The following is a 13109-nucleotide window of genomic DNA, read 5'->3' on the forward strand; positions in this document are numbered from 1 at the left end:
AAGCTAAGTCAATAGCAGGGTTGAAGTTTTTTCAAAACAGTTTCAAACGGCACCCGCAACCGCCCTCACTTATAAATCATTTTCTTGGTCATGCCACCGTCCACCACGAACTCCTGGCCCGTGACGAAACCGGCATTGCGCGACAACAGCCACGCCACCATCGCCGCCACGTCCTCTACCGTACCGACCCTGCCGGCCGGATGCTGGGCATGATCAGCATCGGTCAGCGGCTGTGCACGCCGCTGGGACGGATCTCGCGCGTCGATCCAACCGGGGCTGACAGCGTTGACCCGGATCTCCGGCCCGAGGCTGATCGCCAAGGCGTGAGTCAAGGCCAGCAAACCGCCCTTGCTCGCCGCATAGGCCTCGGTGTCGGGTTCCGATTGCGCGGCGCGGGTCGAGGCCAGATTGACGATGGCACCGTTGTGGGCGCGCAGGTACGGCGCACAGTGCTTGGCCAGCAGCATCGGCCCGCCCAGGTTCACCGCCAGGACTCGATTCCAGTAAGCCAGGTCCAGGCTTTCCAGGGTGATGTTGTGCGGGTCAGCGATAGCCGCGTTGCACACCAGCGCGTCGAGACGCCCGAACTGCCCGAGCACTTCGGCAATGCAGGTGGCGACTTGCGACTCGTCCGCCACGTCCATGGCGATGAACCAGGCGTTATCGCCCAACGTCTTCGCGACCTTGGAACCGCGCTCGCGATCCAGGTCGGTCAGTACCACCTGCCAGCCTTCGCAGATCAGCCAGGCGGCGATGCCCAGGCCGATGCCGCGTGCGGCGCCCGTAACCAGTGCGACCCGGCCATGAGTGCCGCTGGGCGGCGTTGCCAGCTCGATCACAAGGCCGCCAACCCACGGGCCAGATCAGCTTGCAGGTCGGCCACGTCTTCCAGGCCGACCGCGACGCGGATCAGGCTGTCGCGGATGCCCGCCGCTTCACGCTCCTGGGGCGACAGACGGCCGTGGGAGGTGGTGCTCGGATGGGTGATGGTGGTTTTGCTGTCACCCAGGTTGGCGGTGATGGAGATCAGTCGGGTCGCGTCGATGAAGCGCCAGGCGCCCTCCTTGCCCCCCTTGACCTCGAAGCTCACCACCGCGCCGAAACCACGCTGCTGACGCGCAGCCAGGTCATGCTGCGGATGGCTCTTGAGGCCGGCGTAATGCACTTTCTCGATGCCGTCCTGCTGTTCCAGCCACTCAGCCAGAACCTGGGCGTTGGCGCAATGGGCTTTCATGCGCAGGCCCAGGGTTTCCAGGCCCTTGAGGAAGATCCAGGCGTTGAATGGGCTGAGGGTCGGCCCGGCGGTACGCAAGAAGCCCACCACCTCTTTCATCTGCTCGCTACGACCGGCCACCACGCCGCCCATGCAACGGCCCTGGCCATCGATGAACTTGGTCGCCGAATGCACCACCACGTCCGCACCCAGCTTCAGCGGCTGTTGCAGCGCCGGAGTGCAGAAGCAGTTATCGACCACCAGCATGGCGCCCTTGGCGTGGGCGATTTCCGCCAGCGCGGCGATGTCCACCAGCTCAGCCAGGGGGTTGGAAGGCGATTCGACAAACAGCAGTTTGGTATTGGCCTTGATGGCGGCGTCCCAACCGGACAAGTCCGCCAGGGGCACGTAATCGACTTCCACACCGAAGCGCTTGAAGTACTTCTCGAACAGGCTGATGGTCGAGCCAAAGACGCTGCGCGACACCAATACATGGTCACCGGCGCTGCACAGGCTCATCACCACGGCCATGATTGCCGCCATGCCGGTGGCAGTGGCCACGGCTTGCTCGGCGCCTTCCAGGGCGGCAATGCGCTCCTCGAAAGCCCGCACGGTGGGGTTGGTGTAGCGCGAGTAAACGTTGCCCGGCACTTCGCCGGCAAACCGTGCCGCCGCATCGGCAGCGGTGCGGAACACGTAGCTGGAGGTAAAGAACATCGGTTCGCCATGTTCGGCTTCCGGTGTACGGTGCTGACCAGCGCGAACCGCCAGGGTATCGAACGCTACGCCTTCAAGGTCGCTGTCCAGCCGACCGGCATCCCAATCCTGACTCATGCTGTCACTCCTGAAATCGGTTTAAACGCAAACCGGCCCCTCGGGGCCGGTTGGTTAATCAGTTGTTGTACAGATCGATGATCGCGCTGACCGCCTGAGTCTTGGCCTTGGACGCATCGTTACGTGCGTTCTCGATCTTGTTCAGGTAGGCCTCGTCAATGTCGCCGGTGACGTACTTGCCGTCAAATACCGCGCAATCGAAGTGCTCGATCTTGATCTTGCCGCCACCGACCGCTTCGATCAGGTCCGGCAGGTCCTGGTAGATCAACCAGTCGGCGCCGATCAGGTCGGCCACGTCCTGGGTAGTGCGGTTATGAGCGATCAGCTCATGGGCACTCGGCATGTCGATGCCGTAGACGTTCGGGTAGCGCACGGCCGGGGCCGCCGAGCAGAAATACACGTTCTTGGCACCGGCTTCACGGGCCATCTGGATGATCTGCTTGCACGTGGTGCCGCGCACGATGGAGTCATCCACCAGCATCACGTTCTTGCCGCGAAATTCCAGCTCGATGGCGTTGAGCTTCTGGCGTACGGATTTTTTCCGCGCGGCCTGGCCTGGCATGATGAAGGTACGGCCGATATAGCGGTTCTTCACGAAGCCTTCGCGGAACTTGACGCCCAGGTGGTTCGCCAGCTCCAGGGCCGCGGTGCGGCTGGTGTCCGGGATCGGGATGACCACATCGATGTCGTGATCCGGACGCTCGCGCAGGATCTTGTCGGCCAGCTTCTCGCCCATGCGCAGGCGGGCCTTGTAGACCGAGACACCGTCGATGATCGAATCCGGACGCGCCAGGTAGACGTGTTCGAAGATGCACGGGGTCAGGCTCGGATTGGTCGCGCACTGACGGGTGTGCAGCTTGCCATCTTCAGTGATGTAGACCGCTTCGCCCGGGGCCAGGTCGCGAATCAGGGTGAAGCCCAGCACGTCCAGGGACACGCTTTCGGAGGCGATCATGTACTCGACGCCTTCGTCGGTGTGACGCTGGCCGAACACGATCGGGCGGATGCCATGGGGATCACGGAAACCGACGATACCGTAGCCGGTGATCATCGCCACCACCGCGTAACCGCCCACGCAACGGTTGTGCACGTCGGTCACGGCAGCAAACACGTCTTCTTCGGTAGGCTGCAGCTTGCCGCGCTGGGCCAACTCATGGGCGAACACGTTGAGCATCACTTCCGAGTCGGAATTGGTGTTGACGTGACGCAGGTCCGATTCGTAGATCTCCTTGGCCAGCTGTTCGACATTGGTCAAGTTGCCGTTGTGCGCCAGGGTGATGCCGTACGGCGAGTTGACATAGAACGGCTGGGCTTCAGCCGAAGTCGAGCTGCCCGCAGTCGGGTAGCGCACATGGCCAATGCCCATGTGACCGACCAGGCGCTGCATGTGACGCTGATGGAACACGTCACGCACCAGGCCGTTGTCCTTGCGCAGGAATAACCGGCCGTCATGGCTGGTCACGATACCGGCAGCGTCCTGGCCGCGGTGCTGGAGCACGGTTAGCGCGTCATACAGCGCCTGATTGACGTTCGACTTACCGACGATACCGACGATGCCACACATGCGACGCAACCCCTACTTAATGGATCTGAACTGAACAACACTTACTGCGGCGTTTTGGCCATCGGCAAGAGGTGTTCCTTGAACGGTATTTCAGCGGGTACGCTGATACCGCTGGCAAGCCACTGACTGCTCCAACCCAGGATCAGGTTTTTGGACCAGTCTGCGACCAATAGAAATTGTGGCACGAGCCGGGACTCCTGCCACCACGTATCCTGCTGTACCGGCCCCAGGCTCAAGAGCCCGACGGCCACGACCACCAGCAACGCGCCACGCGCCGCGCCGAAGGCCATGCCCAGGAACCGGTCCGTCCCGGAAAGCCCGGTGACGCGAATCAGTTCGCCGATCAGATAATTGATCATTGCGCCGACCAGCAAGGTGGCGATAAACAAGATGGCACAGCCCGCGATCACGCGGGCCGACGGAGTTTCGATGTATCCGGCGAGGTACTGGGACAGCGAACCACCAAACATCCAGGCTACGACCCCCGCGATGATCCAGGTCAGCAGCGAGAGAGCTTCCTTGACGAAGCCGCGGCTCAGACTGATCAATGCGGAGATGGCGACGATCGCAACGATCGCCCAGTCAACCCAGGTAAATGGCACGGTGCAGCCTACAGACGGATAAGGCGGCGCATTTTAGCAGAGCGCAGGGCTGTCGGTAAGCTGCACGATTCAAATCAGCTAAATCGCCGTTAACCGCGCTCTGGCTGGAAGCGCACCACGAACCCCTTGAGGTTCTGCTGGCGGCTGAGCAGGTCGCGCAGGCGGTCGGCCTCGGCACGTTCGATCAGCGGCCCGACAAACACCCGATTCTTGCCATCGGCGGAGCGGATGTAGGCGTTGTAACCCTGGCTACGCAGGCTTTTTTGCAGGCTTTCGGCGCTTTCGCGACTGGTCAGGCTGGCCAGTTGCACTGACCAACTGACCGACAGGCCGTTGGCATCCACGCGACGCTGCGTGGTGTCTGGCTTGGGCGTAGCTGCGGTAATTGGCTGGGTTGGCGCTGGCTTGATCGCCGGTGCCGCAGGAACGGCCGTTGGCGCAGCAGGCGGCTTGCTCGATGCAGCAGGTGCAGCAGGCGCGGGTGCAATCGGCGTGGAAGGCACAGGCGGTTGCTCCGCCAGCTCCTCGTCGCTCGGAACGGGCTCCTGGGGCAACGCTTGTGGCTCGGGCACCGCTACCGGTTCGACCTGCACAGGCGGTACAGACGGCGCCTGGGGCGCGGCCGGCGCTTCGACCGTGACCTGGCGCTGCTCATCCTGACGGGAAAACAGCATCGGCAGGAAAATCACCGCCAGGGCCACCAACACCAAGGCCCCCACCATGCGCTGCTTGTACGCCTTATCCAGCAATGCCATCTGCAGCTTCCTCCGTGGTGCGCCGGGCCAACCATTGAAGGGCCTCGGCAACACAAAAAAATGATCCGAACAGCAGAATCTCGTCTTCGCCGGTCGCCAGGGCGCACTGCCCTTCCAAGGCGGCGGCCACATTGTCGTAGGCTTGCACCGAAGCACCGCGACGCTGCAAAGCTGCCTGCAATTCAGTCGCCGGACGCGAACGCGGCGAATCCAGCGGCGTCACCGCCCAATGCTGGACACTAGCACCCAACGCATCGACAACGCCATCCAGATCCTTGTCAGCCAGCAACCCGAACACCGCCAGACGCCGCCCCGCTACCGGCCGCCGCGCCAAGCGCTCGGCCAGGTACTGCGCCGCATGGGGGTTGTGGCCGACATCCAGCATCAGGTTCAGACTTTTGCCCTGCCAGTCGAACTGACGACGATCAAGACGCCCGACCACGCGAGTCGCTTGCAACGCTGCGCTGATTTGCCCGGCATCCCACGGCAAGCCCAGCAACAGATAGGCCTGGAGTGCCAGCGCGGCGTTTTCCATCGGCAGGTCCAGCAGCGGCAAATCGCGCAGTTCCACCGGCTTGCCCTGGGCATCACTGCCACGCCACTGCCAATACTGCTCGGTCAGCGCCAGGTCGAAATCCCGCCCGCGCAGAAAGAACGGGCAACTCAATTCACGGACCTTGTCCAGCAACGGCTGAGGAGGATTGAGGTCGCCACAGAGCGCAGGCGCGCCCTGGCGAAAGATGCCAGCCTTCTCGAAAGCCACGGATTCGCGGGTATCGCCCAGGTAGTCGGCATGGTCCACACCGATACTGGTGACCAAGGCAATATCCGCATCCACCAGATTGACCGTGTCCAGCCGCCCGCCCAGGCCGACTTCCAGCACAACGGCATCCAGGCCGGCGCGAGCGAACAGCCAGAACGCCGCCAGGGTGCCCATCTCGAAATAAGTGAGGGAAATCTCACCCCGCCCGGCTTCCACCGCGGCAAAGGCTTCGCACAGCGCGGCGTCAGTGGCCTCGACGCCGTTGACCTGCACCCGTTCGTTGTAACGCAGCAGGTGCGGCGAACTGTAGACACCGACACTCAGCCCCTGGGCCCGCAGCAGCGAGGCCACGAAGGCGCAGGTCGAACCCTTGCCGTTGGTGCCGGTGACAGTGATGACCCGGGGCGCCGGCTTGGCCAGCCCCATGCGGGACGCTACCGCTTGCGAGCGCTCCAACCCCATATCAATGGCCGATGGATGCAACTGCTCGAGGTAGGCAAGCCAATCGCCCAGGGTACGTTGGGTCATAGGCCTGCAGGCACCGGCGGAACCACGATCGGCTCGATCGGTGCGGCGACGAATTTCGGCGTCGGCAGGCCCATCAGCTGAGCCAGCAGGTTGCCCAGGCGCGGACGCAGCTCTTGGCGATGAATGATCATGTCGATGGCGCCGTGCTCCAGCAGGAACTCGCTGCGCTGGAAACCTTCCGGCAGTTTTTCGCGCACGGTCTGCTCGATCACGCGCGGGCCGGCGAAACCGATCAGGGCTTTCGGCTCGCCGACAATCACGTCGCCGAGCATGGCCAGGCTGGCGGAAACGCCGCCGTAGACCGGGTCGGTCAGTACCGAGATGAACGGAATGCCCTCTTCACGCAGACGCGCCAGCACCGCGGAGGTCTTGGCCATTTGCATCAGGGAGATCAGCGCTTCCTGCATCCGCGCACCGCCGGAAGCGGCGAAGCAGATCATCGGGCAACGGTTTTCCAGGGCATGGTTGGCGGCACGAACGAAGCGCTCGCCGACGATGGCCCCCATGGAACCGCCCATGAACGAGAATTCGAAGGCCGAAACCACCACCGGCATGCCCAACAGGGTGCCGCTTATGGACACCAGGGCATCTTTTTCACCGGTCTGCTTCTGGGCAGCGGTCAGGCGATCCTTGTACTTCTTGCCGTCGCGGAATTTCAGGCGGTCCACTGGCTCCAGGTCGGCGCCCAGTTCCACGCGGCCTTCGGCGTCCAGGAAGATGTCGATACGGGCACGGGCGCCGATGCGCATGTGGTGGTTGCACTTGGGGCAAACATCCAGGGTCTTTTCCAGCTCGGGGCGGTACAGCACCGCTTCGCAGGATGGACATTTGTGCCACAGACCTTCAGGCACCGAGCTTTTCTTCACCTCGGAACGCATGATCGAAGGGATCAGTTTATCTACCAACCAGTTGCTCATGCTTTCTTTCTCCAGTACCGGCGGCCCGAACGCTTTGGTTCGCGGCCCCGCGTATGCCCTTGAGCTAAATTCATTGTGCGGCGAGTCGAGGGGCCGCCACGGTCAGCGCGAAACTTGACCTGCGTGCAACCCAACCTTCCTCAACCATCCCGGCAACCGCTGCACCGCGGCTGCCACTTCGCTATTGGCCCACCCGGAGGCGGCACCTGCCTGCTTTGTACAGTGCTGGTATGGACGGCGGCAGTCTGCCAGCCGTCACATTGACGACTGGCTACTGCGTACAGCGGCCATGAACGCACGAATCTTGTCCGGATCCTTGATGCCCTTGCTCTGCTCCACTCCACCGCTCACGTCCACTGCGTAAGGGCGAACCCGGCGGATGGCTTCAGCCACGTTATCCACTGTCAGGCCACCGGCCAGGATAATCGGTTTGCTCAGGCTTTGGGGCACCAGCGACCAATCAAACGCCTCACCCGTACCGCCGGGAACGCCTTCGACATAGGTGTCCAGCAAAATGCCGCTGGCACTGGCGTAGGCTTCGCAGCTGGCGGCTATGTCATCCCCAGCCTTGACCCGCAACGCCTTGATGTACGGACGATGCCAGCCTTCGCAATCGGCCGGGGCCTCGTCGCCGTGAAACTGCAACAGGGCCAGCGGCACCGCGTCGAGTATTTCTCCCAGCTCACAACGACTGGCGTTGACGAACAGGCCCACCGGGGTCACAAACGGCGGCAAGGCCTGGATGATCGCCCTCGCCTGCTGCACCGTCACCGCGCGCGGGCTCTTGGCATAAAACACCAGCCCGATGGCATCGGCCCCAGCCTCGACCGCCGCCAACGCGTCCTCGACGCGGGTGATCCCGCAAATCTTGCTGCGAACGGCCGACATGTCGTTAAAACCTCAGGCAAATCCGTGAAAGTCCCGGATGGTAGCAAATGCTACGGAGGGCGTCAGCCGTCGAGTTCCGAGAAGCCAGTGAGGAAATGTGGCCCGATGTAACGCTGCGGCAATTCGAACTCATCGCGATATTCCACCTGCACCAGATACAGGCCAAACGGATGCGCTGTTACGCCACCGGAGCGGCGGATACGACTTTCGAGTACTTCCTTGATCCATTCCACCGGACGCTCACCGGCGCCGATGGTCATCAGCACGCCGGCAATATTGCGCACCATGTGGTGCAGGAACGCGCTGGCACGGATGTCGAGCACGATCATCTTGCCGTGACGGGTCACGCGCAGATGATGCAGCTCCTTGATCGGCGACTTGGCCTGGCACTGACCGGCGCGGAAGGCGCTGAAATCGTGGACCCCGACCAGGTATTGCGCGGCTTCGGCCATGCGCTCGACGTCCAGCGGACGGTGGTTCCAGGTAATTTCTTCGTTGAGGTGTGCCGGGCGGATCTGATCGTTGTAGATCACGTAGCGATAACGTCGGGCGATGGCTTTGAAACGCGCGTGGAAATGCGCCGGCATCACCTTGGCCCAACTGACGCTGACGTCGTGAGGCAGGTTGATATTGGCGCCCATCACCCAAGCCTTCATCGAACGCTCGACCTGGGTGTCGAAATGCACCACCTGGCCGCAGGCATGCACGCCGGCATCGGTACGGCCGGCACAGTGCAGCGACACAGGTGAGTCGGCGACTTTGGACAGCGCATTCTCAAGGGTTTCCTGCACCGTCAATACGCCGGAAGCCTGACGCTGCCAGCCGCGATAGCGCGAGCCCTTGTATTCAACGCCCAGGGCGATCCGGAAAAAGCCGTCGGCCGCCATTTCGGCGGCCGGGTTGTCTATGTTTGCCAAGGAATTACAGCCTGCTGAGGTACGCAAAGGCGGGCATTATAAGGCCGGCTGAGTGGGATGCCAGTGCAACAGTCGATCCTGTACCGGATGGACTGACGCCATCGCGAGCAGGCTCGCTCCCACAGGGGCTCTCGGGTGCTCACAAATTCTGTGTCCAGCACAAATCCCCATGGGAGCTGAGCTTGCTCGCGATGGGGCCAGCCCAAACGCCACTACCTCCCCTGCCCCAAACAAAAACGGCAGCCTCATCGGCTGCCGTTCTTGTTCACCCGATCCTCTCAGACCAGGCGCGACAACATTTCCTGTGCTTCGCTCTTCTGCGTGGTGTTGCCTTCGCTGAGGACTTCACCAAGGATGTCCCGGGCGCCGTCGTTGTCGCCCATGTCGATGTAGGCCTGGGCCAGATCGAGCTTGGTCGCCACTTCGTCGGTGCCACTGAGGAAGTCGAAGTCCGGTTCGTCTTCAGCGCCAACCAGAGCGTCTTCAGCGGTGAAGGTCGGCGTGCTCAGGTCGTCAGACAGGCGATCCAGCTCGGCATTGACATCATCCAGCTCGGACTCGAAAGCATCCTTTGGCTTGTCCTGGGCGTCCATTTCGTCGGCCAGGGACAGATCGAAATCCGCCGGTAGCTCGAGGTCGTCGGCCGGGGTGTCGGCCAAAGCCGGGGTCTCGGCTGCTGGCAAGTCCAAACCCTTGAGATCGTCGTCCAAGTCCAGCAGGAAGTCTTCATCGTCGAGTGCCGGGATCGGTGCCGGAGCATCGGCGCCCAGGTCCAGGTCAAACTCTGACAGGTCGTCCAGGCTTTCGCTGGCTTCGGTCTGCTGCTTGAGCACCGACTCGAAACTCAGGTCGTCGTCTTCCGGGAACGCGTCCAGCTCGGCGAGGGGCTCTGGTGCAGGCGCGACCGGTGTTGCCTCCATATCATCCAGGCTCAGGTCAAAGGCACTGTCGAGTTCCTCATCAGTCGGCGACGTGTCTTCCAGCAGATCCTTGACGTACTGCGCGTCCAGCTCCGCGGCCACTGCCGCTGCGGCCAGGCCGGCGGTGGTCGCGACCACCATGGCTGGGAAACGACTTTTGAGCTGCTCGACCTGGGCATAGTTTTCGCCATTGGCCACCAGTTGGCGCTCCTGGGCGACGAAGGCGTCACGGTCGCCCTGCTGGCCGTAGACTTCCATCAACTTAAGCCGCAAGTCGCTGCGCTGAGGCTCGGCCTTAATCCCCTGCTCAAGCAAGTCAGCCGCCTGGTTCAAGCGACCACGATCGATATGCGACTGGGCCTGGGGCAATACGTCGTCGGACCAATCGGCAGCCGGAGCCACCAACGGCGCGGCGATCGGTGGCGTGACGATCACAGGCGCAACCAGCGGGGCCGGCTTGGGTGCTGGCGCTGGCGCAGGTTTAGGCTCAAGTTTTACGCTTGGCGGTGGAACATCAATGCCCTCGAAGCTGCTCGGGGGCAGATCGAGCTCCGGGGAGAAGTCCGCCTCCTCCTCGAGGGCTCGTGCCATGCGCAGGTGCTTCTCGGCTTCCTGCTGGGCCTTGCGGCGACGGGCGAGCAACAACAGCAGCAACAGCAGGATCAGCGCACCACCGCCAACCAGGCCCAGCAGGACCGGATTGGTCAGCAAGTCGTTGTACTTTTGCTCATTGGCAGCAGGCGGGGTTTCAACCGGTGCAACAGGAGGCGTCGCCTCGGGCGCAGGTGCTGCCGGCGGGGTTTGTGCCGAAGGCGCGGGGGTCAATTCTGCCGACATCGCCGGGTTCGGCTCGCCAGCAGGAGGAACAGCGGCACCTTCAGCCTGCATCTTGGCCAGTTGATTGTTCTTCAGCTCGATCAGGCGCTGCAGCTTATCCAGCTGGCTTTGCAGATCAGCCATGCGGCTTTTCAGCTCTTCGTTGTCGCGACGAGCCGAGTCGAGGCTTTCCTGGGTAACCGCGAGCTGGTTGCTCAGCGCCTGGGCATCACCCGCAGCACCTTTGCCCTTACCCTTGGTACCCGCCTTCGCAGCCTCAGCCGACACCAGGCTCAAGTTATCGCGACCGGCAGCCTGTGCCGGTGCGCCATCACCACGACCACGCTTGGTGGCATCCAACTGCTGCTGGCCATTGCGCGCCACGCCCGGACGCCCCTGGCGCCAGGCGGCATTCTGCGCGGCCACTTCAGCGATAGCCTGGGGTTGCGGCAGCGCAGTGCTTTGCACCGGGTCCGGCAGACGCAGCACCTGACCGGTCTTGAGCAGGTTGATATTGCCATTGATGAACGCTTTCGGGTTCAACGCCTGGATCGCCAGCATGGTTTGCTGGACCGAGCCGCCGTTACGCACCTTCGCGGCGATTTCCCACAGGGTATCGCGCGGCGTGGTGGTGTACTGGGAAGGCTTGGTAGCCCCGGTGACCGGCGTGGACACAACCTGAGGCGGCTTCGCTTGCGCGGCGTCGGCGGCCTGTGGCGAGAACTTGGACGGATCAAGCAACACACTGTAGTCGCGCAGCAGACGGCCGTTGGGCCACATCACCTGCACCAGGAACTTGACCATCGGCTCGGACAGCGGCTGGCTGGACGTTACCCGCAGGACGCTTTTGCCATTGGCATTGATCACCGGGGTGAAGCTCAGGTTATTGAGAAAGGCCTGGCGGTCGATCCCGGCCTTGGCGAACTCCTCAGGCGAGGCCAGGCTCGGCACGACTTCGGCAGCCGTCAGTTGCTGGACATCAAGCAACTCGATCTCGGCGACCAGAGGCTGGTTCGGCGGCGACTTCAGGGTCAATTCCCCGAGCCCGAGCGCTTGCGCCATACCGGAGGACAGCGCCGAGGCGGCCGCTATTGCTAACACCAGTTTGCGAACTTGAACCATAGCCTCTTCCTTTGTTTGAACATTCCTCGGCCAGCGAGAAGGTGTTGATGTCGCTGCCGTAAGGCATTGCGCGCAGCCCCGAAGCGACGGTGCGCGCGATCGTTTCACTCATGCCCCGGGCAAGTCCCCGCAGGGATGTTCGCCTTCAACGCTCTGGCCAAGCATAGCGCCCAGCTAGAATCATTCGACAAATTGTTGCCAAGTATCTTTTACAGCAGGTCTTTTATCAACAACTCAGCCACCTGCACTGCATTGAGCGCTGCGCCCTTGCGCACGTTATCTGACGTCAGCCACATATTTAGTTCAGCCGGATCGTCGATACCGCCCCGCACGCGGCCAACGTAGACCACATCCTGGCCCACCGCATCACCCACCGGAGTCGGATAATCGCCCGCCTCCACCAGCTCGATCCCGGGCGCCGCCTCCAGGGCTGCGTTAACCTTGGACAGGTCGATGGTGTTCGCAGACTGCACAGTCACGCTAAAGCTATCGCCGAAAAACACCGGGGCTTGAATGCAAGTGACGGAAATCTTTAATAAAGGTTGATTCAACACTTGGCGCAACTCGCGAACCAGGCGCCTTTCCAGTTGCGTATGGCCCTGTTCGTCCGGGGTGCCGACCTGGGCCAGCAGGTTGAACGCCATCTGCCGGTCAAAGAACTTCGGCTCCAATGGGCGGGCGTTGAGCAGCTCGGCGGTCTGGCGCGCCAGCTCACTGACGGCGGCACGGCCCTGGGCCGACACGGCGAGGCTGGCGGTCACACTGATACGCTGTAAATCCAGGTATTCGCGCAACGGTGCCAGCGCGACCGCCAATACGGTAGCCGAAGCACTGGGGCTGCTGACTTGCAATGGCTTGCTTAAACCAGACAGTACCTGCGGGTTGGCTTCGGGCACGATCTGCGGCGCCTGCTCCGGCGGCAAGGCACCGGACAAGTCAATCAGCGCACAACCGGCCGCCGTGGCACGCGGTGCAAAACTCAGGGTCACCGCTGGCCCGGCGGCGAAGAACACCAATTGGACTTTGCTGAAGTCGAATTCATCGACCTCTCGCACCCGCACGTTTTTACCGCGAAACATCACCGAACTGCCTGCCGACTCGCTGCTGGCCAGCAGGTGCAGGTTGCCGACCGGGAAGTCCCGCTCTTCGAGGATCTGGACGAGGGTTTCGCCGACAGTACCGGTGGCGCCGATCACGGCAATATCAAAGGACTGGCTCATGGGTCTACCTCAGGTAAAACGTGGGGAGCGGCACTTTACCGGGCGGTGGG

General features: G+C 62.6%; 11 protein-coding genes. All 11 read right to left on the reverse strand.

All coding sequences use genetic code 11. The annotated features are described in order from the left end of the window. Positions 1-65: 65 nt before the first annotated feature. Positions 66-839 carry an SDR family oxidoreductase gene (locus EPZ47_RS19420; protein WP_135846288.1) on the reverse strand — a complete coding sequence of 258 codons (774 nt, stop codon included), beginning with the start codon at positions 837-839 and terminating at the stop codon, positions 66-68. Continuing rightward, positions 836-2047, reverse strand: a complete 1212-nt coding sequence (locus EPZ47_RS19425) for an O-succinylhomoserine sulfhydrylase (RefSeq protein WP_135846289.1) — start codon at positions 2045-2047, stop codon at positions 836-838. Before EPZ47_RS19425 ends, EPZ47_RS19420 begins: the two co-directional genes overlap by 4 nt. Before the next feature lie 58 nt (positions 2048-2105). Further along, positions 2106-3611, reverse strand: coding sequence for an amidophosphoribosyltransferase (purF, locus tag EPZ47_RS19430; protein WP_003203840.1), 1506 nt, complete (start codon positions 3609-3611; stop codon positions 2106-2108). A 41-nt stretch (positions 3612-3652) separates the two neighbouring features. Beyond that, positions 3653-4213 (reverse strand): CvpA family protein, encoded by a 561-nt coding sequence (locus EPZ47_RS19435; protein ID WP_003179770.1) that lies wholly within the window; start codon positions 4211-4213, stop codon positions 3653-3655. Positions 4214-4302: 89 nt separating this feature from the next. Continuing rightward, positions 4303-4968, reverse strand: coding sequence for an SPOR domain-containing protein (locus tag EPZ47_RS19440; protein ID WP_135846290.1), 666 nt, complete (start codon positions 4966-4968; stop codon positions 4303-4305). Beyond that, positions 4952-6259 carry a bifunctional tetrahydrofolate synthase/dihydrofolate synthase gene (gene folC / locus EPZ47_RS19445; protein ID WP_135846291.1) on the reverse strand — a complete coding sequence of 436 codons (1308 nt, stop codon included), beginning with the start codon at positions 6257-6259 and terminating at the stop codon, positions 4952-4954. The genes EPZ47_RS19440 and folC overlap by 17 nt, the downstream gene beginning before the upstream one ends. Further along, the gene (accD, locus tag EPZ47_RS19450; protein WP_135846292.1) at positions 6256-7176 is read right to left on the reverse strand and encodes an acetyl-CoA carboxylase, carboxyltransferase subunit beta; all 921 of its coding nucleotides are present in this window, start codon (positions 7174-7176) and stop codon (positions 6256-6258) included. The genes folC and accD overlap by 4 nt, the downstream gene beginning before the upstream one ends. Positions 7177-7431: 255 nt before the next feature. Further along, positions 7432-8064, reverse strand: coding sequence for a phosphoribosylanthranilate isomerase (locus tag EPZ47_RS19455; protein ID WP_135846293.1), 633 nt, complete (start codon positions 8062-8064; stop codon positions 7432-7434). Positions 8065-8126: 62 nt separating this feature from the next. After that, positions 8127-8951 (reverse strand): tRNA pseudouridine(38-40) synthase TruA, encoded by an 825-nt coding sequence (gene truA, locus EPZ47_RS19460; RefSeq protein WP_135848040.1) that lies wholly within the window; start codon positions 8949-8951, stop codon positions 8127-8129. A 308-nt stretch (positions 8952-9259) separates the two neighbouring features. Beyond that, positions 9260-11839: a FimV/HubP family polar landmark protein gene (locus EPZ47_RS19465; RefSeq protein WP_135846294.1), complete on the reverse strand. Its 2580-nt coding sequence runs from the start codon at positions 11837-11839 to the stop codon at positions 9260-9262. A 209-nt stretch (positions 11840-12048) separates the two neighbouring features. Beyond that, positions 12049-13059 (reverse strand): aspartate-semialdehyde dehydrogenase, encoded by a 1011-nt coding sequence (locus tag EPZ47_RS19470; protein ID WP_135846295.1) that lies wholly within the window; start codon positions 13057-13059, stop codon positions 12049-12051. Positions 13060-13109 lie beyond the last annotated feature (50 nt).

The organism is Pseudomonas viciae, assembly GCF_004786035.1.
GTDB classification, from domain to species: Bacteria; Pseudomonadota; Gammaproteobacteria; order Pseudomonadales; family Pseudomonadaceae; genus Aquipseudomonas; species Aquipseudomonas viciae.

Coding starts and splice junctions, on each gene's coding strand:
- EPZ47_RS19465 (WP_135846294.1), bottom strand. CDS start 11,839: ATGGTTCAAGTTCGCAAACTGGTGTTAGCAATAGCGGCCGCCTCGGCG.
- truA (WP_135848040.1), bottom strand. CDS start 8,951: ATGGCGGCCGACGGCTTTTTCCGGATCGCCCTGGGCGTTGAATACAAG.
- EPZ47_RS19455 (WP_135846293.1), bottom strand. CDS start 8,064: ATGTCGGCCGTTCGCAGCAAGATTTGCGGGATCACCCGCGTCGAGGAC.
- EPZ47_RS19470 (WP_135846295.1), bottom strand. CDS start 13,059: ATGAGCCAGTCCTTTGATATTGCCGTGATCGGCGCCACCGGTACTGTC.
- purF (WP_003203840.1), bottom strand. CDS start 3,611: ATGTGTGGCATCGTCGGTATCGTCGGTAAGTCGAACGTCAATCAGGCG.
- folC (WP_135846291.1), bottom strand. CDS start 6,259: ATGACCCAACGTACCCTGGGCGATTGGCTTGCCTACCTCGAGCAGTTG.
- EPZ47_RS19440 (WP_135846290.1), bottom strand. CDS start 4,968: ATGGCATTGCTGGATAAGGCGTACAAGCAGCGCATGGTGGGGGCCTTG.
- EPZ47_RS19425 (WP_135846289.1), bottom strand. CDS start 2,047: ATGAGTCAGGATTGGGATGCCGGTCGGCTGGACAGCGACCTTGAAGGC.
- accD (WP_135846292.1), bottom strand. CDS start 7,176: ATGAGCAACTGGTTGGTAGATAAACTGATCCCTTCGATCATGCGTTCC.